The organism is Pararhizobium sp. DWP1-1-3, assembly GCF_049896125.1.
Lineage (GTDB): Bacteria > Pseudomonadota > Alphaproteobacteria > Rhizobiales > Rhizobiaceae > Pararhizobium.
In genome coordinates, this window is the sequence record NZ_JAFCTR010000003.1 from 556,063 (window position 1) to 578,377 (window position 22,315).

General features: G+C 57.3%; 19 protein-coding genes and 2 pseudogenes. 8 read left to right on the top strand and 13 right to left on the bottom strand.

Going from position 1 to position 22,315, the window contains the following annotated elements; translation table 11 throughout:
* Positions 1-2 precede the first annotated feature (2 nt).
* Genes ACP7BS_RS10530 through ACP7BS_RS10540 form a run of 3 tightly spaced genes read left to right on the top strand, consistent with a single transcriptional unit; the run spans position 3 to position 2,603 of the window.
* A complete protein-coding gene (locus ACP7BS_RS10530) occupies positions 3-974 on the top strand; it encodes an amino acid ABC transporter permease (RefSeq protein ID WP_426230690.1) in 972 nt (323 codons plus the stop codon).
* Positions 964-1,848, top strand: a complete 885-nt coding sequence (locus ACP7BS_RS10535; protein WP_426230691.1) for a DMT family transporter — start codon at positions 964-966, stop codon at positions 1,846-1,848. The genes ACP7BS_RS10530 and ACP7BS_RS10535 overlap by 11 nt, the downstream gene beginning before the upstream one ends.
* 14 nt (positions 1,849-1,862) lie before the next feature.
* Positions 1,863-2,603: an amino acid ABC transporter ATP-binding protein gene (locus ACP7BS_RS10540; protein ID WP_426230692.1), complete on the top strand. Its 741-nt coding sequence runs from the start codon at positions 1,863-1,865 to the stop codon at positions 2,601-2,603.
* Between the two features lie 249 nt (positions 2,604-2,852).
* On the opposite strand, the gene ACP7BS_RS10545 is transcribed toward ACP7BS_RS10540, so the two are convergent.
* Both ACP7BS_RS10545 and ACP7BS_RS10550 read right to left on the bottom strand, forming a co-directional pair.
* Positions 2,853-3,665 (bottom strand): PfkB family carbohydrate kinase, encoded by an 813-nt coding sequence (locus ACP7BS_RS10545; protein ID WP_426230693.1) that lies wholly within the window; start codon positions 3,663-3,665, stop codon positions 2,853-2,855.
* Between the two features lie 122 nt (positions 3,666-3,787).
* Positions 3,788-4,801, bottom strand: a complete 1,014-nt coding sequence (locus ACP7BS_RS10550) for an SIS domain-containing protein (protein ID WP_426237977.1) — start codon at positions 4,799-4,801, stop codon at positions 3,788-3,790.
* 241 nt (positions 4,802-5,042) lie between these two features.
* Here ACP7BS_RS10550 and ACP7BS_RS10555 point away from each other — a divergent pair, with 241 nt between their 5' ends.
* The 3 genes and pseudogenes from ACP7BS_RS10555 to ACP7BS_RS10565 all read left to right on the top strand — a co-directional run.
* On the top strand, positions 5,043-5,774 hold the full coding sequence (locus tag ACP7BS_RS10555; RefSeq protein ID WP_426230695.1) for a GntR family transcriptional regulator: 732 nt from the start codon (positions 5,043-5,045) through the stop codon (positions 5,772-5,774).
* Between the two features lie 200 nt (positions 5,775-5,974).
* Positions 5,975-6,286 (top strand): helix-turn-helix domain-containing protein, encoded by a 312-nt coding sequence (locus ACP7BS_RS10560; RefSeq protein ID WP_426230696.1) that lies wholly within the window; start codon positions 5,975-5,977, stop codon positions 6,284-6,286.
* Between the two features lie 228 nt (positions 6,287-6,514).
* Positions 6,515-7,072: pseudogene (locus ACP7BS_RS10565) on the top strand (ISNCY family transposase); the annotation flags it as partial.
* Here ACP7BS_RS10565 and ACP7BS_RS10570 read toward each other — a convergent pair.
* Positions 7,006-7,311 (bottom strand): pyridoxamine 5'-phosphate oxidase family protein, encoded by a 306-nt coding sequence (locus ACP7BS_RS10570; RefSeq protein WP_426237979.1) that lies wholly within the window; start codon positions 7,309-7,311, stop codon positions 7,006-7,008. The pseudogene ACP7BS_RS10565 and the gene ACP7BS_RS10570 sit on opposite strands and share 67 nt — an antisense overlap.
* 305 nt (positions 7,312-7,616) lie before the next feature.
* Complete coding sequence (locus ACP7BS_RS10575) at positions 7,617-8,900, bottom strand: DUF3095 domain-containing protein (RefSeq protein ID WP_426237980.1); 1,284 nt, start codon at positions 8,898-8,900, stop codon at positions 7,617-7,619.
* Between the two features lie 76 nt (positions 8,901-8,976).
* Between ACP7BS_RS10575 and ACP7BS_RS10580 the strand changes: the two are divergent.
* Positions 8,977-9,162, top strand: a pseudogene (locus ACP7BS_RS10580) (DUF2945 domain-containing protein); the annotation flags it as partial.
* A 565-nt stretch (positions 9,163-9,727) separates the two neighbouring features.
* Here ACP7BS_RS10580 and ACP7BS_RS10585 read toward each other — a convergent pair.
* A complete protein-coding gene (locus tag ACP7BS_RS10585; protein ID WP_426237982.1) occupies positions 9,728-10,270 on the bottom strand; it encodes a hypothetical protein in 543 nt (180 codons plus the stop codon).
* Positions 10,271-10,397: 127 nt separating this feature from the next.
* Positions 10,398-11,060 (bottom strand): transcriptional regulator, encoded by a 663-nt coding sequence (locus tag ACP7BS_RS10590; protein ID WP_426230774.1) that lies wholly within the window; start codon positions 11,058-11,060, stop codon positions 10,398-10,400.
* A 477-nt stretch (positions 11,061-11,537) separates the two neighbouring features.
* Here ACP7BS_RS10590 and ACP7BS_RS10595 point away from each other — a divergent pair, with 477 nt between their 5' ends.
* A complete protein-coding gene (locus tag ACP7BS_RS10595) occupies positions 11,538-12,245 on the top strand; it encodes a GGDEF domain-containing protein (RefSeq protein ID WP_426237984.1) in 708 nt (235 codons plus the stop codon).
* Positions 12,246-12,434: 189 nt separating this feature from the next.
* Here the strand turns inward: ACP7BS_RS10595 and ACP7BS_RS10600 are convergent, their stop codons facing one another.
* The 7 genes from ACP7BS_RS10600 to ACP7BS_RS10630 all read right to left on the bottom strand — a co-directional run bounded on the left by ACP7BS_RS10600 (position 12,435) and on the right by ACP7BS_RS10630 (position 22,188).
* On the bottom strand, positions 12,435-13,541 hold the full coding sequence (locus ACP7BS_RS10600; protein ID WP_426238079.1) for a glycoside hydrolase: 1,107 nt from the start codon (positions 13,539-13,541) through the stop codon (positions 12,435-12,437).
* Between the two features lie 22 nt (positions 13,542-13,563).
* Positions 13,564-14,736 carry a polysaccharide pyruvyl transferase family protein gene (locus tag ACP7BS_RS10605; RefSeq protein ID WP_426237986.1) on the bottom strand — a complete coding sequence of 391 codons (1,173 nt, stop codon included), beginning with the start codon at positions 14,734-14,736 and terminating at the stop codon, positions 13,564-13,566.
* Positions 14,737-14,774: 38 nt separating this feature from the next.
* A complete protein-coding gene (locus ACP7BS_RS10610; RefSeq protein WP_426230702.1) occupies positions 14,775-15,953 on the bottom strand; it encodes a polysaccharide pyruvyl transferase family protein in 1,179 nt (392 codons plus the stop codon).
* 39 nt (positions 15,954-15,992) lie between these two features.
* Complete coding sequence (locus ACP7BS_RS10615; RefSeq protein ID WP_426237988.1) at positions 15,993-18,671, bottom strand: glycosyltransferase; 2,679 nt, start codon at positions 18,669-18,671, stop codon at positions 15,993-15,995.
* Positions 18,661-20,130 carry a DUF6212 domain-containing protein gene (locus tag ACP7BS_RS10620; RefSeq protein WP_426238081.1) on the bottom strand — a complete coding sequence of 490 codons (1,470 nt, stop codon included), beginning with the start codon at positions 20,128-20,130 and terminating at the stop codon, positions 18,661-18,663. Before ACP7BS_RS10620 ends, ACP7BS_RS10615 begins: the two co-directional genes overlap by 11 nt.
* Positions 20,131-20,323: 193 nt before the next feature.
* Positions 20,324-21,571, bottom strand: coding sequence for a glycosyltransferase family 4 protein (locus ACP7BS_RS10625; protein ID WP_426237990.1), 1,248 nt, complete (start codon positions 21,569-21,571; stop codon positions 20,324-20,326).
* A 44-nt stretch (positions 21,572-21,615) separates the two neighbouring features.
* On the bottom strand, positions 21,616-22,188 hold the full coding sequence (locus ACP7BS_RS10630; protein ID WP_426237992.1) for a MarR family transcriptional regulator: 573 nt from the start codon (positions 22,186-22,188) through the stop codon (positions 21,616-21,618).
* Positions 22,189-22,315 lie beyond the last annotated feature (127 nt).

Genomic DNA, 22,315 nt, shown 5'->3' on the forward strand with positions numbered 1-22,315 from the left:
CCATGCTCGGAAGACTGATACTCACCTATCCCACGACGGCGCGTCGAATCGGCATCGGGCTGGTCTTCGCCCTCGTCGCGGCCGCACTTTATGCGCTTGGCATCAGCTCGGCCTGGATTGGCAAGCTCTTTCCCTCCGCCATCGACTGGCTGAAGGCGAACAACCAACTCAGCCGGGTCGTGTCATCCATCACTATCGCCCTCATCATCGCACTCAATTGGAGATTGCTTCAGCTTCTGCCGCGGAGGCAACAAATTGTGGCAGTCTGGATCGAGCTTTTCGCACTGCTGATGCTATTCTTTTATTCGTTCGACCTGTCGCTCACATTTATCGCCCGAAAGATCGGCTTCATGATCTCGCAGGGCGTGGTAACGACGCTCTATATTTCCGCGATCTCGATTGCCGTCGCGACCGTCATCGCGCTGGCTGGCGCCATTGCCAAACTTTCGAAGAATGGCGTGATCTATGGCCTCGCCACCTTCTACACCTCGCTGTTTCGCGGCCTGCCACTGCTCATGCAGATCTACATTATCTATCTCGGCCTGCCCCAGGTCGGTTATGTCATCGGCGCAATACCGGCCGGCATCCTTGCACTTTCGCTCTGCTACGGTGCCTATATGACGGAAATCTTCCGGGCCGGTATCGAAAGCATCCACCGCGGGCAGACCGAGGGCGCAACGGCCCTTGGCCTTAGCTCCAACCAGACGATGTTCCTTGTTATTCTGCCGCAGGCGATGCGGGTCATTGTACCGCCGACCGGCAACCAGTTTATCGCCATGCTGAAAGACTCGTCACTCGTCTCGGTGGTTGGCGTGTGGGAGATCATGTATCTTGCCCGTACCCAGGGGCAGACGGAGTTCCGTCATATCGAAATGCTGATTACCGCTTCGATGATTTACTGGGTGCTGTCGATCGGGCTCGAATTCCTTCAGTCGCGAATCGAAGCCCATTTCGGGCGGTTCAATGTCCGCTGAAGCGATCACTTTGCAGATCGAGGCTTCCTCGCCCCGCTCCAACCTGCGCGCCGCCATGATCGTACTTTACGCATTCGCCGCGTTCTCAGGCACAGATGCGTTGGTCAAGCTACTGGCTCAGAATTTTCCAGTGCCGCAGGTGACCTTCATGGTCGCGATGGCCTCCCTGGTGTTCGTTGTGGGGTCTGCTGTTATCTCCGGGAGTGGTCGTTCGCTTTGGCCGCGTCATCCCGGCCTTGCCTTCTTCCGTGCCGCCTTGCTCGCCGGCGACACACTACTGATCTACTATGCTTTTGCGGCCCTGCCGCTTGCCGAGGCCTATGTACTGGCATTCCTCTCTCCTGTGCTTGTTGCCGTGCTTGCCTTTGCCTTTCTCGGTGAGCGGATGTCGCGGTTAAGCTGGATCGGCGTGCTTCTCGGCTTTGCAGGCGTCATCGTTGCGCTGCAGCCTGGCGTTACCCCAATGAACTCCGGGCATGCGGCGGCGATAGGTTCTGCCCTGCTGTTCGCCTTCTCGCTTGTTCTCCTGCGCCGGGCAAAAGCGACGGAATCCGATGGGGCGCTAGTAGCGAGCCTGCTCTTGGTCCTGAGCGTGCTTTCCCTTACCATCGCGGTGGCCGGTGAGGGCTTCACGCCCGTTGTCTCGAAAGACATCACGATCGTTGCCGCAGCCGGGCTGCTGCTTTTCGGCGGTCACGCGCTTCTCGTGCGCGCCTTCCGTCTCGGCGATGCTTCGGTCGTCGCCCCCTTCCAGTATAGCCAGATCGTCTGGGGTTGCCTTTATGGCGCCCTGCTATTTGGCGCTCCCATAGAAACTCACACCCTTGTCGGCGCTTTGATCATCATCGTCTCCGGCTGGCTGGTCCTGAAGTAACCGGAGGAGAATTCATGCCGCACGATACCGAAATCAAGCTTGCCGGCGTGCACAAGTGGTACGGGCAATATCATGCCCTCGACGACATCAACCTGGACGTCGCCAAGAGGGAACGCATCGTCATCTGCGGCCCGTCTGGTTCAGGCAAATCCACGCTGATCCGCTGCATCAACCGGCTAGAAACACACCAGCAAGGTAAGATCGTTGTAGGTGGCATTGAGCTGACCGAAAACGAGAGGAACATCGATGAGGTGCGGCGTGAAGTCGGAATGGTGTTCCAGCACTTCAATCTCTTCCCGCATCTTACGATCCTTGATAACTGCATCCTGGCGCCGGTTTGGGTGCGCAAACTAAGCAAGGCCAAGGCGACAGAGATTGCCATGCATTTCCTGGAGCGTGTCAAAATCCCCGAACAGGCCAACAAGTATCCAGGTCAGCTTTCCGGCGGCCAGCAACAACGCGTGGCGATCGCCCGTGCACTTTGCATGAACCCCAAGGTCATGCTTTTCGACGAACCGACTTCGGCGCTCGATCCCGAAATGGTTAAGGAGGTGCTGGATACGATGGTCTCGCTAGCGCAGGAAGGCATGACCATGATTTGCGTGACCCACGAGATGGGCTTTGCCCGTCAGGTGGCCGATCGGGTGATCTTCATGGATCAGGGGCGCGTGGTAGAAGAGGCCGCACCGGCGGATTTCTTTGACAATCCGCAAAATGAACGCAGCAGGCTGTTTTTGAGTCAGATTTTGCGTTGAAGAATCTGTTCTCCTTCAAGGACAGCCCAGTAGCCTACGAGACCCTCCCCGACCAGCCCCGCAAAGCGGAGGGGTTGGATAGTCACACCTCACTTGCCAGCAAGGCCTCCTTAATGCGCGACAACAACGTTTTGGGGTGGCGAGCTTGTGCCCCTCTTGTGGGGAGGGGGGAGGCTTATTATCCCGCTTTACTAAGGTGAAAGTGGGGTAAAAAGGCCATCACGATATACTGCACGCGCTGCTAGACCGTCAAAGCGGCTGCGGCTCTTGTGGAAAGCCGCCAACATGGCAACACGTGCGCGTAGCGCAGTCCCTCCCTGAGACCAGACTTGTTTCAAGACTTTCACCAGAAAGATAGGCGTGCAGGAACCCGGCGATAAAGCTGTCCCCCGCTCCCGTCGTATCGATCACCTCGATAGACGTGATGCTGGTTTCGGCACGTTCATTGCCGTCCGTTGCTGCCGATCCGTCGCCACCGCGTGTCACGACGGCGAGCTGGGCGCCGCCGCTAAGAAACTCCTGCATCATCGTTTCGGCTTTCTGTGGATCTTCACCTGCCGAACCGAAAGCAATGCGCAGTGTGTCGACCCCAAGGTGGGCGGGGTCGTTATTAACCGAGACGTCCTGCGAGACGCTGACACCTGCTTCCGCCAACCGGCGGCGCACAATGCCCCCGTCCGTAATCCAGCCTATGTGGACATGATCCATGCGGCAAAGTGCTGCAAAATCCTCTTCGGCCGGAATGTAATCCTGGCAAACACCAAAATTCTCATGGGTAAAGATGCGGTCGCCCGTCTCTGTAATGTCTATATTCGTATAGGCGGTGTCGCCTGGTAGCATCTGCAAGTAAACGACTTGCACACCGTTCTCCACAAGAAGGTCGCGGGTGCGAGCGCCATCGGCATCATCCCCGACAGCTCCAAAATAGCACACCTCGTGACCCAGTAACGCGAGGTGGACGGCGACGTTGATGGCATTGCCGCCAATCAGCGACTGACCGACGGGAGGCTGGAAGCGATCGACGCAATTGTCGCCGACAACGGCAAAGCGGTAACGGGACATGGGAACCTCAAGTGAATTGTATTTAACAGCAAGGCCGCGACCATCATTGCGACGATCACGGCCCGTATCTGATGGCCCCCACAACCTGGAGGCTAGCGATGGCTCATCATGCCGATGTCGGCCTAGTAAGCAACCTTCTTGTAGTAGCGGCGCGTCGTCAGTGGGTGATTGCGCATGACTTCGAGATGAGCGCTGATCCGCTCCAGAACGGTTGCCAGCAGGATCGGCGAAATCAGCCCGCGCACTTCCGCCGAGATGCCCGGCAGTTCGAAGCCGGCGGTGTCGAGCACGGCGAGCTTGTCGGTATAGTTCGGTGCAAAATTCTCGACCCGGTCGGCAACCGGACGGCACTCGTCCTCGCCCTTGAACAGGATGACGCTGACATTCTTGTCAACCAGTTCTAGCGTGCCGTGGAAGAAGTCCGACGCATGGACTGGACGGGTACGGATCCACTGCATCTCTTCCAGGATGCACATGCCGTAATAGAAAGCTTCCGGCCAAACGTTTCCGGCGCCCGTGATGATGTGGTAGTCGGAACCCGCGAGGATCTTGGCAAAATCCTCTGCCTTGCTCTCGTAATTGCGCTTGACCTCAAGCAGGAGCTTGGGAAGGCTCTGGATTTCGGCAATCAGTTGGTCGTAGTTGGCAATTTCACCCCGGTGCTTCATGATCGAAAGTGCTACGAACAGCGACTGCAGATAGAAGGATTCACAGGATGTGTCGTCTTCCGCAAAGTTGACGAAGACATGATCGCCGCCCTTCCCAAGTGGCGTTTCCTCATGGCCGACGAGGGTCAGAACGGTTGCCCCGATCTCCTTAATTTTCGTAAGCAGAGCAACGCTCTCCTTGGTCGTGCCCGAAAGCGACGGCATCACGACGATCGAATTTTTAGTTAGGTTTGTTGAGCCGGTGATGATGAGTTCGGCCGTCAAATCGATGAAGGCAGGGAAGCGGGACTTGCGCTGCAGCAACTGGTAGGCCGGCTGCATAAGGATCGCGGCGCCTCCGGTTCCCAAGAAAAACACGTTCTCTGCGCCCGCGGCATTGCAGTCCGCGATCACGTCGTCGAAGCGCTTAGCCAGGGCGGCAGCTCCGGATTGGATGCGCAGGAATCTCTGTTCGTCAAAGTTCAGCATGGAAAACTCTCTTCTGTCATGATCCTGGCTGCCCAGGAGCCTCTCGACCTTGTCGCTCTCGACATGTTGTAAGACAACTGACATCTTCGCCTCAGACTGTCAAGATGAAGTTAAAAGGACTATCCCGAGACCGCGCCTAAGTACCGTTTTCTTACAGCCAGTGCCTGTCGAAGCGCCGTCGCTTGACCTTTGCAGATTTGTCGCACAAGAAAATGAGGTTTGAAACCATATGAGGATTGCCTTGGACGAGCCCCTTCGCGACAACCGCACCCTGGTGATCCAGCTTCGTGATCGCATTGCCGATCTAATCCGGGACGAAGGTCTCCTGCCCGGTGGCAAGCTGCCGACAGAGGCTCAGCTGACGGCGCGGTTCAAGATTTCGCGCCCGGCCCTTCGCGAGGCGCTGAAACTGCTTGAGCAAGACGACATCATCTATGTCGAGCACGGTCGGGGCCGGTTCATTTCGGCGATGTCTGCGGTGCATGTGGATCGGCCGATTACCGTTTTCGAAAGCGTGACCGACATGGCGCGCCAGTATGGTTACAAGCCGCATAACAAGGTATTGTCGATCTCCGAAGAAATGGCGGACGGCACGATTTCGAGGCAGTTGCGCCTAGAGCCCGGCGGGCGAGTGATCCGTATCGAGCGACTCCGACTCGAAGGCGATACACCGATCATGTATTGTCTCGACTATGTTCCACGCAGCATCATTTCGGCTCGGCTTTACGATATCGACTGGGGTGGATCGCTGCTTTCATTGCTTGAGCAGCACAAGCAGCGACCGCGCATGTCGGCCGCGTCCGTAACGGCGGTAATGCTACCTGATGACGTCGTCGCGGGTAACGATCTTCGCGATTTCGGCCCTGCCCTCCTAATCACTGAAACCTGCTTCAACACAATGGGCGTTCCAGTAGTCTACGCGATTGATTATCATCGCGGCAGCCATTTCACCTTCAGCCTTGTACGCAAATAGACAGCTTCTATTATGTTCGGGCCCAAAACTTATCGCCTCTCCTGGACTGATCCCCGAACGTTGGACATCAACCTTCGGGGGTTTTTTTGATGTGTAAATATAGTTTGGATTTCAAGCGGAGCGTTGTCGCCACTTATGCGAGCGGAAGGCGCGCACACGGTTGCGGCTCGGTTCGGCATTGATCATTCGACGGTGCGTGTATGGGCGGCGGCCCATTCGGCGCACGGGCTGGCTGGGTTAGCCCGCAGGTTCAGCCATTACGATGCGGCCTTCAAGCGGTTTTGCAGCGGATGTGGGACGATGGACTGTCCTATCGCCAGGTGGCTGCGGTCTTTGACATCCGCAACAACGGCTGCTTTGCCGACTGGGAGAGACGTTACGAGCGCGGCGGGCTGGAGGCGTTGGCCGCGCGCCGCAGAGGAGGACCACGATCGATGTCCAAACCACCCGCCGCCGTTGAATCGGACTGCTTTCGGACCTTGCTTATCTGCGCATGGAGAACGCCTACCTAAAAAAATTGGAGGCCATAGCGCAGGAACGGCAGCCGCTGAAAAAGCGCAGGCCGTTCAGGCGTTAAGGCCGCTCCATTCGTTTGCCGGTCTGCTTGCAATTGGCAGACCTTTCGCGCAGCACGTTCTACTATCGGCAAAAGGTTGCCGGCTCGGATTCTTGATGAGAAAGGTACAGCGGCTTTTGCGCTCCACGAGAGTGGTGACATTGGTGTGCCGAGTGGGCGTTCAAAGATTTCGGTGTTCCGGGTAGCGAAGAAGGATGCCAAGGCTGGCCAGGGCATGACCCAGTTCGGGCGTGCACTGTGTGAGCTAAACATCGAGATTCTTTGCGCGAATTCGAGCCAGGCCAAAGGCCGTGTCGAGCGGATGAACCGGGCGCTGCAGGATCGGTTGGTCAAGGAATTGCGGCTGGCCAGGATAGCCGACATGGCGGCAGGCAATACGTTTTTGCCTGGCTTCATGGAAGACTACAACGCACGCTTTGCGATTGCCCCTGCCCGGCCGGAAGACCTGCATCGGCCGATGAACCTGGCGCCGGATCGACTACACGAGATCCTGTGCAAGCGCGAGCACGGGGCGCAGTGGACGTTCTCGTTCGAGCGCCAGCGGATCATGCTGGAAGAGAGTGATGTGACGCGCGGTCTGGTCGGTCGCTATGTCGAGACTTATGCCTATGCCGACGGTCGCTTGGATGTGCGTTGGAAGGGGCATTCCCTGCCCTACACGGTGTTCGACAAGGACCAGCGGGTGACGCATGCGGCGATCACCGAGAACAAGCGGCTTGGCCCGGCCCCACCGAACAGAGTTTTTACTTCAGCCCACAAACTGGAACCACCTTTCCATTTTTCCGCGTGTTCAGCATCAAGCCTCAGAAGAACCAGTTTTGGGTCGTCCTTTCCGCCTTCGTACCAAGCTGCAACGTAATTGTTCCAAAGACGATCGATGAGTGCGCGGTCGTTATCGATACCGAGGTTACCATGGATAGCCGCAAAAATATCGTGGCCCTCGGAGACGAAGGTTGCCACCGCTCGGCCCTCGCCAGTGGCCTGTTGAACGAGTTACGAGTCGGCCGATGAAAAGAACCAAATGGGACCGCGGTCCACGTCAAGTTGGGCTGTCATTGGCCGGGTATGGCTTTCTTCAACGCCGGACAGACCAAGCATCACGGTCATGTCTGATTTCAACCCCTTCCAGAATTTGTCCCGTAATTCCTGTTCGTCGGCAATGCTCGTCTCCCGTGAAAACTGCCTGCTATTCCCCAGGCCGAAAGGGGAAGTGCCTTTACTGCCGATGAATTCAAGGGGCAGTGGTGGCCGGTAGCGGTTATCAATTAAGGAAGCTCGTCAGGCGGCGTCGCTTGGGGAAAATCTGCCTTCATCATGCTTGCAGCGAGAGCATACCCGCCACCCGCTCCATCTACGAAATGGATATGATCTCGTGCGTCTAGTGACGGCACGAAGCAGGTCATAAGGGCTTCGAGTTGGCGATGGATACCGAAGCGACAAACACCTGACGCCGCAGCTTTCACGAGTAAGTCCTCAATCTGATTTGACTGCACCGCGCTGAGATCAACGGTCATTTTTAGGCCGTCGTCGAATTTGCGGAAATCACTGTTTTCGGCGACCTCCACCTTATAACCTTTCGGATCAAACGAACCGATTGGGAGGCCTAGAAAATCGATGCCTACCGCCAGCATAGTTTCCGCGAATATACCTAGTTTACGAGCCAGTAAGCGCCCCTCAGAGGCAGTTGCACGTGCCTCGGTATCAATACCCTTGGTTGTGAGCGTAAGCGGTGGGCCGTTGGGAGGCAAGGGATGCCCATCCCTCGCCTGCTGAGAAACAATTTGAAGGATATCCGTAAGAAGAGATTTAAATCGGGGCCCGAGTCCATCGCCGCCTGGGGCGATTATTAACGAAAGGATTTCGCCATGGCTGGCCGGGATTGGATCCCAGCGACAGGATAGGCCAGTTAAGTCAGGCCTGGAACCTGACTTAGCCGCTGGCACCGAGTACCGACCGCGTTTCATTTGATCTTCGGCCCAGCTGGAACCTCCTCCGACGAACATGGAGTAGACGGCGTTCACGCTTGCACGATACCGTAATACCTGGACATCGTAGCCAGCGTTTCTGACATCTGCCATCGGAACGATAGCAGCGCGCATCTCCAAATTAAGCGCTTCCCCGACCCACACGACAAGTGCGGAAAGGTTGGCGACCGCTTCCTCCTGCCGACTGCCAGGCAATGCCATCATTGCCCCGTCACCGCCGAAAACAAACGGGTGCTTATAGCTCCCAAGACCGTTCAAAAGAGCGGTTATGACACTTGCACCTGCAGTATTTACGGCCTTATACCGTCCTTCGGTAATGGCTTTCGTCGAATCCACCACGTCAGCGACAGCGAGCACCCAATCCAGTGGAAGCGGTCTATAGCTGTTAAAGTCTGTCACGCCAGCGAACTCGTCCAAAACGGTCAGTTCGTCGAAAAATTTCGAGTCACCATTACCCGACATTGCACCACCTTCGACCTGTTCGAACGTTGGATTGTAGCGCGAACTGTGTTCAATGGCACGCACGGTATCGATTAAACGTCCGCCTGCGGCGACCGCACGCACTACTGCTCCCAGTCAGATTTGTTAGCACCAGGGAACCTGCTGTTACCCAAGGTTTCGAAAAGATCAAACAGTAACTTGGAAATGGGGCGCGTATACTACGGAGGGCAAAATTCAAGAAAGTTTTACCGAAGACGTAGAGCGCACCATCAAAGGCGAAACAGTAAAGCGCAGGGCCTCCGCCGAGAAATTAGCCTACCTGATCGAGCAGGAAGACGGAGGTCTGGTACGAAAGAGCCAATCAGAACCTTTGAGTCGATCGTGAACTAAATGGTTCGAATCCGAAGGGCTGCTTGAGCCACTTCTCGACAGGGAAAACGCGCTATTATTACCCTCGGTTCGACACTGTGCGTGGTTCGGATGAAGCGAGAGCAGAAATCGTCTGGCGGATTTTTTACGCTCGATAGTCAAAATCATGCATTCCGCTGGCTCAAAACTATTGCTGAGCAGCCGTGGGTGGAGGCGGAGACCTGCATTGCCGCTCGGAGGAATAAGCATGGCATACGAATGGGACGATGCTCGCGCACGAAAAATGCGCTTGATTGAACTGATTCCGTGTGGGCATTGACTGCGTCAGCGCTCAGCATGCCTGTTGCCTTGCTTCTCACCGCATCCCTTCATAGCACACCTCGCAATCAAAATAGTTGCAACGACCACTGCCTGCGGCCTTTCGCACCGGTTCGCAACTGTCGGCTGGAAAGCTATGCGCTTTGTCGAAACCCTGGGCAGCCGGAAGTGGCGCGCTCGACGGTCTTGTCAAACTACGCTTCCTGTTTAACATTAGTCGCGTGACGCAATGCGCCCTCAAGTGGTCAAATATCGCCACTGGTTCAACGTTCGAACCGCTCCAACATTTTTTTCAATTGGTCGTTCTGCAGCCTTAGCCTGCTTGTCAGTTGAATTCGAAGCATCCTGATTTCATGATCCAGTATGATCTCGTCCGAAATTTTGGGAACGACTTCAGCTGGTTGCGAGACACCCTCATCCGTAGCGATCTTCTCAGCACGCCCTCTTCTCTTCCCCATAGCTTTAGCACCTGATCTCTCCCTTGAAGGGGCAGATGCGATGGTGGCGCCTATACCTTGTGTCGCGGGGTTAGAGGTTCCTGCACCCCCGTCACTATCGCTTTGCGGCGTGTCCTGGCCGTCGCGGCCGGTCTGTATCGGCGGTTTGGGCTCTGCCGAAAATGGTTCTATTTGAATGAAGGGCGCTGGAGTCTCGCGTGTTGGCTGGTCGACGTTCTCCCCGACTGGGGTGTCCGTCTGCTCCGAGATCGCCGCGACATCCGGCTCGATACCAATTGCAGTATCATCCTGCTTTCGCTGTCGTCGCGGTGAGATAAGCCGGTTAAAAAACTTCCAGGGTGACGCCATCACTTCGACCTCGCGTTACTATCCGCATACAGGTTGAGCGGTTGCCATCTGGCGGCAGTCATGGCCGCCGCCGAACACCGTCTCCCTTAACACAGAAATGCGGTCGGCGATTGGCCGACTACATCTTTCAGTCGAGGTTCAGCCGCTTACGCAGATCAGCGTTTTCGGTCCGAAGTTTTTCTGCCAGCCGCTTGCGGAGCCTTTGGTTTTCTTCTTCCAGCTGCAAGATGTCCGTCATCTCATCGCCCGCAGCCTCGGCAGGCGTCAGCACGGCAGGCATTGTTTGCACGGCCTTTGGAGAGCGTTTCACAGGTGCACGTTTTACAGCGCCGGCGTTGTCAACGGGCTTCCCTTTTCGTCCACGCTTTTGCTTGCCAGAGACAATGGAGGGTTCCGCTGCAACTTCAACCGAGACTGCTTCCAGGGTCGCCTTTGTCGCTCGAGGTTTGCGCTGCTTTTTTGGTACGACAGGCGTTTCCGCAACGGCCGGCGCTTCAGTGGTGATTGTATCGATTTCGTCAGCCATTGTTGTCTCCTCTATCACTGCAACAGTTTTGTTCTGCCCAATCGGCGGTGTCAACGAGAACACTGCTGGCTTAGCGTTTGAAGGAGAAATTTCGCCGTCGGATGTTCTGGCAAGTTGGGCATCCGGCAAGAGCATCGTCTCTTCCTCCATCGCGAGCGCCACAGATTTGAGATCCATGTTCCCCCAGATAGAGTTCGACCTGGCATCTGGTTTTCGCCGACCGTTTTTATATTCAACAGCAAAACTGCGTTGGATTTTTTTCAATTTGAAGACCTTGGGTGGCGATGGGATCATTCATCGACAGTTCACCGTTGAAAGAAAGCTCGGGGATATGCGATGCCCGTGTTTTAGTCCAGCCCTTGTGAGACAAGGCACATTGCGATTTTTGCGTTGTCTGACGCAATTCTAGACGTTAAGCGCAAACCGGCCGGTCGGGGAGACGGAACTTACCTGGACGCTCTTAACCCCAGCCGATTATAAACGTCTGCGCGGTTACGCCGGTAAAGAGGTTCGCGCGGATACAACGCCTTGAGGGCAATCGAACCGCAGTGTTTTTCACACGCGACACTCTGTTTGGCATGATGATCAAGTTTTGTGTAGCCGATTGCTAAAATGCAGTCAGATTTATTCACCCGATATTTCCACCGAATCCCCTAAAGATAGCATCCCCTGCAAAAGCTCCATTAACCGATGACCCTGCAATTTCGTTCTCGCCAAGCCGCAATAGTCCCGCATATCAAGATGGCAACGCTCGGCACCCTTGGCTGTGCCGTTGGGGCGATCGCACTCGTTTATGTATTAAGCCTGCTTGTTCCCGACCGTCAGTTTTGGGTAGAGTTGACCATCGTGGCGTCACTAACGGTAGCTGTTACATTTCCGCTTCAATTGGCTCTTCGCCTACGAAACGAAGCGCTTCGTGATATGCAAAAAGAGCTTCAGCACGCCCTGCAGCATGATCCTGTCACGGGTACATTGCGCGCCAACGCATTTGCGGCCTCGGTCGAGCACGCGATTGATCGCAGGCGCTTGAGCACTGCGGAAAACCCGGATGGCGTCATGCTCGTTCTCCGTATCAGCAATTTCGATGAGATCGGTCGTCGTTATGGTCCTCAATGGGCAGATACACTGCTTCAATCGATTGTTCAGATCGTCCATTCTTGTGTACGCTACGGTGATCTTGTTGCCCGCCTCTCTTCCGACGAACTCGGGATCTATCTGCCTGGCACAGCAACAGAAAACGCAAGAGACTTCTGCGAGCGCATCCGCGCGCGCATAGACGAGACCACTTTCACAGCCGGACAGGAGCACCATCTCTCGGTGACGGTCCGGCTTGGCGGTACTAGGGTCGGAGACCAGTCCGACTTTCAGGCCCTCCGCGAGGCTGCTAACCACGACGCCCTTGCAGAGGAAGAGGCTGGCCCCCTGCTATTCCGGGAGCTGTTTTCGTGACAGGGAGGCGCTGGAGCCTGCTCGCGATGGATGATTGATACTTCGCGACGGGTCGCCGTCTCTGCGACGGCCACATAGGCGGCGGTTGAAACGACACGTTGGGTGCGCAAGGACGCCGAAACTGGCCAGATAATCTAAGACCGGGAAATACAGGAAGGGAACAGATCACATTGGTCATTTCACCGATCCTCACCGATCCTCGCCGGCATCCGTTTCGATGGCCGCAACGCCGGCCGGGCTCAAGGTACCGCAACGCCAGACGCTGTAGACCGGCTGGGTATCCCAATCATAGTAGAAGACCGCTTCCAGTGTTCGCTCCGCCATCAGTTGCCGAAAGACGCGGCGCATGGCGCGAATCGCCCCTTCTCGCTTCCGGTCGTCGATCGGACAAGAAAGCGTGGTGTTGGCAATGCCCCATTCGGTAACCCAGCACGGCTTGCCCTCCCCTTCAGGTTGGCAAAAGTCCAGAAGCGCGGTCACATACTGTGCAAGCGCCGCGCCACCTCTGCGCCCCGGATAGACATGAATGCCATAGCCGTCGATCAACGCGTCGATCCCCCGTTCCCGCAGGAGCGAGACGAACGCACCAGGATCGAGCCGCTCCCTCCCGCGATAGTCGGCCTCGTCTGCGCTGACATCGGAAAGTCCTGCGGAAATCAGCAGCGCACCGCGGCTATGGACCGTTGCCTGCAATTCCTCCCGGGTGATCCGAACGGCGCCGACATATGCGTCGAGCCCGCGCTCGAAGGCCGGGCGATCGGCGAGTTCCGAAACGTTGCGCGGTGTCTGCCGCCCCGGTTTTTCGTAGACGACGAGGTCGCCATTGTAGGCACTGTAGTTTATTTCGTTTCCGGGCTCGACGGCATCGATGCGGATGCCCATGTCATCAATGCGGCGAAGCGCCGAGCGCAGCTGCGCTCGGTAAAGATCGAGGTCAAGATCCGAAAGCCGCAGAACATCCCAGATGCGCCCGAAACCGGTGCGAGGGCGCACCCCCACCGCATAGTAATCCTTGTTGCCGAGCTGGATCTCGATAAGGATTTTCAGCCCCAGCCGTTCCGCGATTTCGACCGCTTCGATGCTCTTGTCCATCGGTCTCGACAGCGAAAGCCGGACGTGGGTGATGCCGCTTGCCGCAATTTCCTGCAGCACGCGGTTCTGATCGGCGCGGGAAAGCCAAGCGAGGTTTACCCGGTTCATGCCGATGCGATCGGGGAACACATCGTCTGCGTCCACCGGCGGCGCGGGTGCAAAGGCCCAGAACACTGCCAGCGCGCAAGCGAGGCGCGCGCCCATGCGCGCTGCCGCTTTCATCCTCTCAAAGTCCAATCTGCCCCAAAGCATTTCGGAAATTCGCCTCGCAAGCGGAATAGCGGTCGATCACGGCTTGCGTGTCGATCTTGGCGAGGAAATTCGACAGGTATGCGCGCTTGTCCGCCTCCCGGTTCCAGGTGGACGCCTCGATATAGGGGAAGCCGATGAATTCCAGCATTTCCCGCATGCGGTCGTCGACGGCGATCATCAGGGCGGGTGTGCCGGCCTGCATACCGATGATGCAACCGTGGAAACGGCGGCCGAAGCAGAGATCGCGCGAGGACATCGCGCCCCGCCACTGGTTCGTGTCGAAATAAACCAGCAGCTCGGATTTCCGCTGCCATTTTTCCGAATGCTTGTATTCGGTCGCGCCAGTGATGCGCCCGCTCGCCCGATCATAGACATTGTCAGTGTCGTCGCCGGTAAGCGAGAGGTTATAGGCAACCAGCTCGTCCTGGACGACATAGCTTGCGACGCTCTCAGGATTAAGCAAGGCATGCGCATCGACGATCGTATCGGCAACACTGCCGAGATAGCCGCCGAAGACTATCTTCTGGGCTTCTGCCAGTCCAGGATTGGCAAGCGCCGAAAGCGATCGTTTCATGTCGTCCGGTGAGAAGTAGAGCGACGGGCAACCCGTAGGCTTGACGAATTTCATCCCCTGTTCCCTGAGGAATTCGGCGGTGAAGTAGCCGCGTGTGAGGAAGAAACTTTCCTTGTTGCGCAGCACTTCCAAGAACTTGAGTGTGCCGGCCGGCAGCTGTTCTTTGAGGCCTTCTTTCCGCTGGATGCCGATGCCCATTACCACAATCGGCATGTTCAGTTTCGCGAAGATTTCCGCTTCCAGGTCGGCGGAGTAGCCCGGACGTAGCAGATTTGCGGCAGCAAAGACGCACAAATCAAATTCGCGATTCACTTGCTCGTAGAGCTCGTTCGAGTCCCGATTGTTGGCGAGATGCCAGAACGGCAGATAGGTGACGTCGTGACCGCGCAAGCTCGCAGCCGCCCCTTCTCCGATGAGATAGTTACCAGTATTGGCAATCTTCCTGACCTGCGAAAGCAGATCCTTTTTGGTCCTGGTTTCGTCGAAATAGGGTCGGTGAATAACGGTCGTGCCGGAGACGTCCGCAATCGTCCGCTGCAAGTAGGATGGAATTCCTGTGAGCAAGATACGCATAACTGTCCTTTGATCCGAAGGTGATGGCCGTTCGGCCGCTAGAGACCGATGCCGATTTCACGAAGTGTGGTGCGGAAGGCGCGCTCACGGTCGGAATACCGGTCGACGAGTTCGGTGGTGTTGAGCTTTGCCAAATGATCGGCCACGAACTCGGCGCGGTTCTCCGCTTTATCGACATCCGTGATATCGACAGCCGGCAGGCCGGTGAAACCCAGCATTTCGCGCATGCGGTCGTCCACCGCCACCATCAGACTTGGCACGGCCGCCTGCATGGCAATGATCGAGCCATGGAAACGACGGCCAAAATTGAAGTCCATCGACGAGGCCCAGGCGCGCCACTGGTTGTTGTCAAAGAAGGTGCGCACCTCGAACCGCTGCTTCTCCCGCTCCGTGCCGGGATAGGCGACATTGCCGATCATCAGGCCTGATGAGGAATCATAGGCACGTCCCTCGTCGTTAGGCTCCACCTTCATGTCGAAGTGGAGGAACTCGTCCTGCACAACGTATTGCGGCACGGTGCCCCGCGGGGCCAGCGCATTCGCATCGAGGATCGCATCCTGATTGCCGCCTAGATAGCCCGAAAAAATGGTCCGCGCCTTGCCGATTTCCACACCCGGCAGTTTCTTCATGGACCGGCGCATGTTGTCCGGCATGAAATAGACGGAAGGGCAACCGGTCGGGCGCACGAAGGAGAAGCCCTGATCCTTCAGGAAGCCTGCCGACTCGTAGCCGCGTGTCAGGAAGTAGTGTTCACGCTCCTTCAGGACGGCCAGAAGCCGCTTCGTTCCCTCTGGAAGATTGTTCTCAAGGTCCTTGCGGTTCTGTAGGCCGATGCCCAGCATGACGATCGGCATGTTGAGCCGGCTGAGGACATCCGCCTCGGCATCCGCGGAGAGCCCCTTGCGCAAGAGGTTCGCGCAGGTGAAGACGCAGATATCGAAGTTTGCGTTGAACTCGTCGAACCCGCTGCCGCTCTTGCTTAAATTGTAGAGGTGCCAGAAGGGAATGTGCTTGGCATGCGGCGCGAGAGCGCGCAGGGCACCCTCACCGATGAGATAATTCCCGGTATTGCTGATGTTGCGCATCTCCAGCAGAAACTCGTCTTTCGTTTCCGGCTGCGGCTGCCGCTCGGCATAGGAGACGGACAAGCCTTGAGCGCCATTGACAAGACGTGTGTAGTGACCAGGGATACCCGTCACGAGAATTCGCGGACGCATTCGACTAGACCTTTCTGTTTCAGAGGAGCGGCCCGGCAATCAGCCAATTGCCGCGACCACGGGATTTGCCACCGCTTGCTCGCGAAAGACCGCGGCGCGGGACAGGGAAGAATTTTTCACGGACCGATCGCTCCACGAGAGGAAATCCGAGAAGGATGAAGCCCATGACCGGTGGGCAGCAGTCCTGATGCAGCCCTCCATGAGCGGAGCAAGCATCTCGCGATTGCGCGCGACCTCTTCGATGATCCGCGCCATCTCCCGCACCACCTGAGGATCGGAAGCCGCATTGATGAGTATGCCGTCCTCGCCGTCGGAAATAAGCTCATCCACGGCTCCGACGGCTGTCGCGATGGGCACGCAGCCGAGCTGCTGCGCCTCGGCGATCATCAGCGGTGCGCCTTCCCACCGCGAGGGCATGACGAGAACGTCGGCCCAGCCCAGCGCCTTGATCAGTTCCTTGCTTGCAAAGACGGGCGGCCGCACGTCGACACCCAAGTCCTTGAGCCGTTCGCTCCAGGAACCTTTTGAATCGGCAAGGATTTCTCCTCCGATGGCGCGGGCGTCAAAATCAACATTGGAAGCCCGCAATATGGCGAGCGCTGCCGCCAGCCGGTCGATACCCTTCTGCTGATCGAGCCGGCCCATGTAAAGAAGCCGCAACCGGTCATCCTTGCGATCGATGCGCCGGACGGCGAGAACCTCTGCCAGGGCCTTGGGCGGCACCGAGAAGCTCGCACCGTTGGGAACGGCGAAGACTTTTTCGTGCGGGACGCCATAGCTGTGCAGATAGATCTTCAGTTGTTCGGAGCAGGTCAGGAAGGCATCGTAGCAGTGCTCGTGGGCGATCGCTGCGAAGGGCTGGCCAGCAGGCCGCTTGAAGATCGTATTGTCCACGACGTGAAGATAGCAAGCAGTACGCGTGCCTTCGGAGCGCAGCCGCGCGATGAGCGGATGCACGGCCATCACGTGGTTGTTGATGACGAGATCGAAACCGGAAAGCTGTCCCTTTAACGCCTCCCAGTCGACCGAATGCCCCTCGGCGATAAAATCCTGCCCGAGGAAAGAACCCGATCCTCCCCAGGCTGGAATTCCCGCCTCCCAGAAGTGAATGTAGTCGAAGCAGGAATCGAATTCATCGATCACGTCCATCCGGGACGTGCCGAGCACGAAGAGATGGGTCTCGTAACCCGCTGCCTTCAATTCCCGGGCGGCGGCATACACGACCTTTTCGGCTCCGCCGAACGAGGCGTTCGGTACAAGCAGCGCCACCGTCCGCTTGCCTTCGCTATGCCCGAGCGGCAGGACCGGCGATCCTCCGACTTCCTTGCGCAGCGCCTTGTGCAACTCCGTGTAGGGTACGAGCCGTGCGGGACGCCAGGTCCACCGCCTGCCCGCCGTCTCGCGAAGGGGGCTTGTGGCAATCGCGTTGAGACAATTGATCATCACCTGCTGGGGCGTGCTCAACGCGCGGCGCGGCAGGCTTCTTGGAAAAGGAAAGCGCACTTTCAAAACGGCCGATGTCGGCCATACCTGCTGGCTTGCGATCGAGGCGAACCAGTCCACGGCATTGTTCTGGACCACCTCCTGGACGAGCCGGGTCGACAGGAAAACGAGATCGGCGGGACCGATTTTTTGTGCACCCGGCCCATGAACGATCGGCTCGATCTTCCGCTGGGCGGCATCGTTGGCAAGCTGGACGAAGACGACATTGCTGGTCTCGCTCAGGCGCTCAAGATGGGCAAGCACGTTCGGCAGCATGCGTGAACGCCGCAGAAGGTCGAGCGCAGCGCCGCTTCCAGCAACCATGAAAGGCGGGAAATGTTCATTATCGGGTTCGCCAATATTACCCCAGAACGCTGGAATAATATCGTCGAGGCGAAGCATCGCAGGTGGCTTGGTGGGATCGGTAAAGAAGGAGATCGCCGTATCTTCCGTTCGCGCAAACAGGTAACGCGGGCAATCCTCGTGTTCGAAATCCACCAGCATCGGGCGTTGGAACAACGGCATGTGGCGCTTGCGCAGGAAACTAACCGACGTGGCGCGATCACGGTTGGCTTCCTTGAAGCGGCTCTCCGCCCGCAACCTGTATTCGAAGACAGTATCGTGGCAAGGCGTGCCGACGAAACCGTGCTCGATGCAGGACAGCCAGAATTCCCAATCCTCGAAACCGTTCTGCCTGTCGTCGTTGAAGCGAACGCCGCTCTGAAAAACGTCAATCGAGATCATCGATCCCGTATCGCAGATATTGTCGGTGATGCAGTGGACCAGTCGCGAATATTGGTTGCCGTAATGGGCGCGCCAGCTGACCGAAAACGTGTCGATATTCGTATAGACCCACCCGCAACCGCTAGAGACGAGTTGCCGGTAAAGCGTCTCGATGGTGCCGGGAAGAATGCGATTGTCGGCGTCGAGAAAATAAACGGCCTTCGCCTCGGCGAAGTGTTCGAGGACGAAGTCGATGGCGCGATTGCGCGCGCCGCCCGGACCTGCGTTTTGACCGAACAGCACGTGGATGAACGGGTGGGTCGCAGCGTAGAGCAACAGTTGATCGAACGTCTCATGCCGTGGATCGCCGTCGACCGAAACGACGATGGCAAGCCTGCCGGTGCTCAGGTTTGATGCAAGCACCGACTCAATCGCCTCCAGAGCGAGTGCCGCGTGACCGTAGAGCGGCATCGCCACGGCGATCAGGTCCAATGATTCCCTGCTACCCGACATCGATGGCCTCCGTCGATTGCTTGACCAGCCTGAAGCCGGACACCTTGAGCCAGGAAAAATCGACCGAATCCGTGACTGCACGACTGAGGATGATCAGATCCATTGGGCCGAGCGCCGGCTCGTTCAGCTGAATGCTGATGTTAACGACGTGACTGGAGGTGACCTCACGCCATCCGCTGAAGAATGCCGACGGTTTGGCCGTACCCTTTCGCGCAAGCTCGGCCACTTCGGAGCGCGCATTCGAATTCGACGGCGCAAGCAGGAAGCTGACCGCCGCAGGCCGGCCCTCAGGATGATCGATAGCGGCATTCGCCGAAAAAGAGATCGTTCCTGGCGCGACGGCACGACTGACTGCACCCGCCGTTATACCGCTCTGCAGCGGGTGACAGGCGATAGCATGCTCATGTTCAAGAAAACGTACTGTCTGGAATTCCGGAACCATAGGCGTAACCGAAACGTCGACGATCTGGCTCAACAGGTCCACTGCTAGTCGGTAGTCGACGATGTACTGACCTTCGAGCAGGCCGGTCGGCGCAATCATGTTGTGCGTTATGGCGGGCTTCACTCCCGGCAGTCCCGTGAACACCTTGAACGCCAACGGACGCAGGTCGAGATCCGGATGCGGAAGCTCCGAACGCGCCGAATAGCGCTCACCGGCGATCGGGTATCCGAGCGAAAGGCCGACAGTTTCTGGCCCAGCCGATGAAATCCGCAGCCGAAGCGTGCGCGCCCCTCCTCCGCAAGCCCGGGGCAGCGAGAAGAAATTCCAAGTCGCCACGAGTTGCGCGTAGGGCACGATCCACTCGGCGACCCCTTCGCCGCTCTCGAGATAGCTCAACGCGACGACAAGCTCGCCGCTGATCCTCGGCACCGAGTGCAGGTGAAGCGCAAATCCTGCCACACCAAGACTGGATACCGGCAGCAATTGCTCGACAAAGGCAGTAGCAAGCAGCTGTCCGATCCCCTCGTCCTTAGGATCGGCATAGGGATCGTGGGAGAAAATCTCGGAAACCGGCTCCCAGTTTCGCGCCTGGAACGCATCTTCGAGTGCCCGGTAGTTTTCCAGCAGCGTCTCGCGTTCACGTCGCAAAAGGGCAAGCTCCGAGGTGATTGAAGCGCTGTATCGGGCGATCCGGCCGACGCCGCCCTCGGTCAATGACCGCAGAAGCGGGAAACTGTCGGTCGTGTTGGCTGGATCAAGCCGCTGAACGGCCATCGGAGGAACCGTCCCCAGCGACCCAAGAGCCGTCAGACGTTCTTTCAGATCCGCCTCTCCCTCGTCGGAAAAAGCGACGGCGATCAAGGGAAAAGCATTCTGCAATGTCGCCGGAGAATGACCATTCACCTCGGGGTACAGGACCAGATGCTCGATATCGCTCCCCTCGAAGCATGATCGATCCCGGTCCGATGCCGCTATCAGCTTTCTCGTTACCAGTCGTTTCCCAATGGCGGAAGACATCAACCCTTGCACGCAAGACCCCTGAAGAATTATGTCAAAACAAAAACAAATACGCCGGTTAGACAATTGCTTAAGCGAAGCATCCGGCGCGACCCACAATAACGCTAACAACTAACATTGCGGTGCACAATGGAGAAATTCAACAAAATCGAATAATTATATTTCATATATACTTTAAAAATCGAATTAATGTTCACATTTCCACAGCATAACTGCGGGAAAATGACTTTCCAGCCAGTTTTTCAAGAAGGCCCTGCTGATAATCAAGACAATCCGTCAAGCGGAAGCGCCTCTCGACCGTCCGGCGCGCCGCGGCACGCATCCCCAAGTGGCCCTCCGGATTTTTCAGGGCACCCAGGACGGCCTCAGCGAGTGCATCCGTGTCGAAGAACGGCACCAACAGGCCGTTCCGGCCGGAGCGTATGACCTCCCGGACAGGCGCAGTATCCGATCCGATGATCAGGGCTCCGCATGCCATCGCCTCTAACATCGACCATGACAAAACAAACGGATAGGTGAAGTATAGGTGCGCGGCCGAGATTTGGAAAATCTGCCGCAAAACAGAATGCGGCACCACGCCGGGAAAGAGGATATTTTCCGGCGGTATATCCAGCGATTTGAGAAGATGATCCTTCCAAGCCCCGCCACCGGGCGGCGGCACACCATAGCTGACGCCATTTCCGCCAACGAAAACGAACAACGCATCAGGGCGCTGGCGCACAACCTTGGCGGCGGCATGCAAAACCTGCGGAAACCCGCGGTACGGCTCCAGGTCGCGCGCGACAAAGGTAACGATGGGAGGGCCACCGGAATTGAGCACACGTCCGTCCGGAAGCGTGGCGGAAGTCGTCGAGTTCGGCCGAAACCGCGCCGTATCGACACCATCATGACACACCGAAATGCGCCCCTGGGTGTCGGCAGGGTAAAGACTTCTCTGCCAGTGGGTGGGGCTGATGCCAGCCTCAATCGCCTCAAGGGACAAGACCTGCGCGATGTTACGCAGCCGTAGTCTCTTTCGTGTCTCCAAATCAGGTTGTTCGTCGGGGGCGAACCCAATGTCCGCCCCTTCAGATCGGTAAAAGAACTCGCAATATCCCAGTGCGGGCACCTGCGGCAGCACATCCTTCAAGAACATCATGCTGCCCCAACCGATATGGCCAACGACCATGTCGGGCACCAGCCCCTGCCGCCCCATGGCGTCGAACGTATCGGCGACGCGATGGCCGATCCGCGCGTGATGATCGGGAGTACCCATGTGCCGGGCCATGTCTGGATTTGCGCGCGGACCTGATTCTGCGCGATGCCGAATGACGCGAACGGATGGAATCTTTTGATCTATGGTTTCGGTGATGAGGCTTACCTCATTGCCCGCCTGCACGAGATGGGTGGCCAAGGCAGCGAACTGGCCGAAACCCCGCCGATGAACAAACGCCACGTGCATCGCGCCTAGTCCACCATTGCCAGGTCCACGGAATCACTCACCACTTAGACGCCAAACCGTGAACTGGTACCCCAGGCCAGTTCTAGCTGGTGCAGCGTCTGGAAGGCCGTCTCAAGCATCCGCTGGTCCTGGTCGCCACGATTCACCGCGCGCTCATAGGTCATTGCCGCGTCGCGGAGATTTGCCCTCAATAGCCGCCCCTTCTCCGTCAGCTTGATGCGTGCGGACCGCTTGTCGCGCTGGGAAGCAACGCGATCAATATAGTCGCCGTCGGCAAGCTGCTTCAGATAGTAGGAAACGTTGGAACCAACATAGTGCCCACGATCCAGAAGCTCGGCGACCGACAGCTCCGAGTCGCCGATCGCCAGAAGAATCATCGCCTGTGCCGGCCCGATGTCATCGACGCGAAGCTTGGTCAGCTCCGCTCGAATAAGGCCTGCAAACCGTCGACTTGCCCGCTCCATCAGGCGAGCCAGCTCGAAATATGTAACCTGCCGGAGGTCACCAAACTCCGCATCCCGAGACTGCCCGATGTCCGATTGTGCTGCCTGACCGTTATTTCGAATTCCTAGATCATTATCAATTACGGACAGATTGAGCACACTATTTTCCTTCATTTCACGCTCCTATTTAGAAAATTACTTCAAAATTAGAAGTAGTTTCCTAATATGCTCATTACCCCTGAATAACCCAAGCTTGCACAAGCCCTCCCTTCTGTGCCAGATTGGCAGGGGCATTACTACA

What these genes read in the sequence shown, in the direction of transcription:
- ACP7BS_RS10530 (WP_426230690.1), top strand. Translation starts at nt 3, where the DNA reads ATGCTCGGAAGACTGATACTCACCTATCCCACGACGGCGCGTCGAATC.
- ACP7BS_RS10535 (WP_426230691.1), top strand. Translation starts at nt 964, where the DNA reads ATGTCCGCTGAAGCGATCACTTTGCAGATCGAGGCTTCCTCGCCCCGC.
- ACP7BS_RS10540 (WP_426230692.1), top strand. Translation starts at nt 1,863, where the DNA reads ATGCCGCACGATACCGAAATCAAGCTTGCCGGCGTGCACAAGTGGTAC.
- ACP7BS_RS10545 (WP_426230693.1), bottom strand. Translation starts at nt 3,665, where the DNA reads ATGTCCCGTTACCGCTTTGCCGTTGTCGGCGACAATTGCGTCGATCGC.
- ACP7BS_RS10550 (WP_426237977.1), bottom strand. Translation starts at nt 4,801, where the DNA reads ATGCTGAACTTTGACGAACAGAGATTCCTGCGCATCCAATCCGGAGCT.
- ACP7BS_RS10560 (WP_426230696.1), top strand. Translation starts at nt 5,975, where the DNA reads ATGGGCGGCGGCCCATTCGGCGCACGGGCTGGCTGGGTTAGCCCGCAG.
- ACP7BS_RS10585 (WP_426237982.1), bottom strand. Translation starts at nt 10,270, where the DNA reads ATGGCGTCACCCTGGAAGTTTTTTAACCGGCTTATCTCACCGCGACGA.
- ACP7BS_RS10595 (WP_426237984.1), top strand. Translation starts at nt 11,538, where the DNA reads ATGGCAACGCTCGGCACCCTTGGCTGTGCCGTTGGGGCGATCGCACTC.
- ACP7BS_RS10600 (WP_426238079.1), bottom strand. Translation starts at nt 13,541, where the DNA reads ATGGGCGCGCGCCTCGCTTGCGCGCTGGCAGTGTTCTGGGCCTTTGCA.
- ACP7BS_RS10605 (WP_426237986.1), bottom strand. Translation starts at nt 14,736, where the DNA reads ATGCGTATCTTGCTCACAGGAATTCCATCCTACTTGCAGCGGACGATT.
- ACP7BS_RS10610 (WP_426230702.1), bottom strand. Translation starts at nt 15,953, where the DNA reads ATGCGTCCGCGAATTCTCGTGACGGGTATCCCTGGTCACTACACACGT.
- ACP7BS_RS10615 (WP_426237988.1), bottom strand. Translation starts at nt 18,671, where the DNA reads ATGTCGGGTAGCAGGGAATCATTGGACCTGATCGCCGTGGCGATGCCG.
- ACP7BS_RS10620 (WP_426238081.1), bottom strand. Translation starts at nt 20,130, where the DNA reads ATGTCTTCCGCCATTGGGAAACGACTGGTAACGAGAAAGCTGATAGCG.
- ACP7BS_RS10625 (WP_426237990.1), bottom strand. Translation starts at nt 21,571, where the DNA reads ATGCACGTGGCGTTTGTTCATCGGCGGGGTTTCGGCCAGTTCGCTGCC.
- ACP7BS_RS10630 (WP_426237992.1), bottom strand. Translation starts at nt 22,188, where the DNA reads ATGAAGGAAAATAGTGTGCTCAATCTGTCCGTAATTGATAATGATCTA.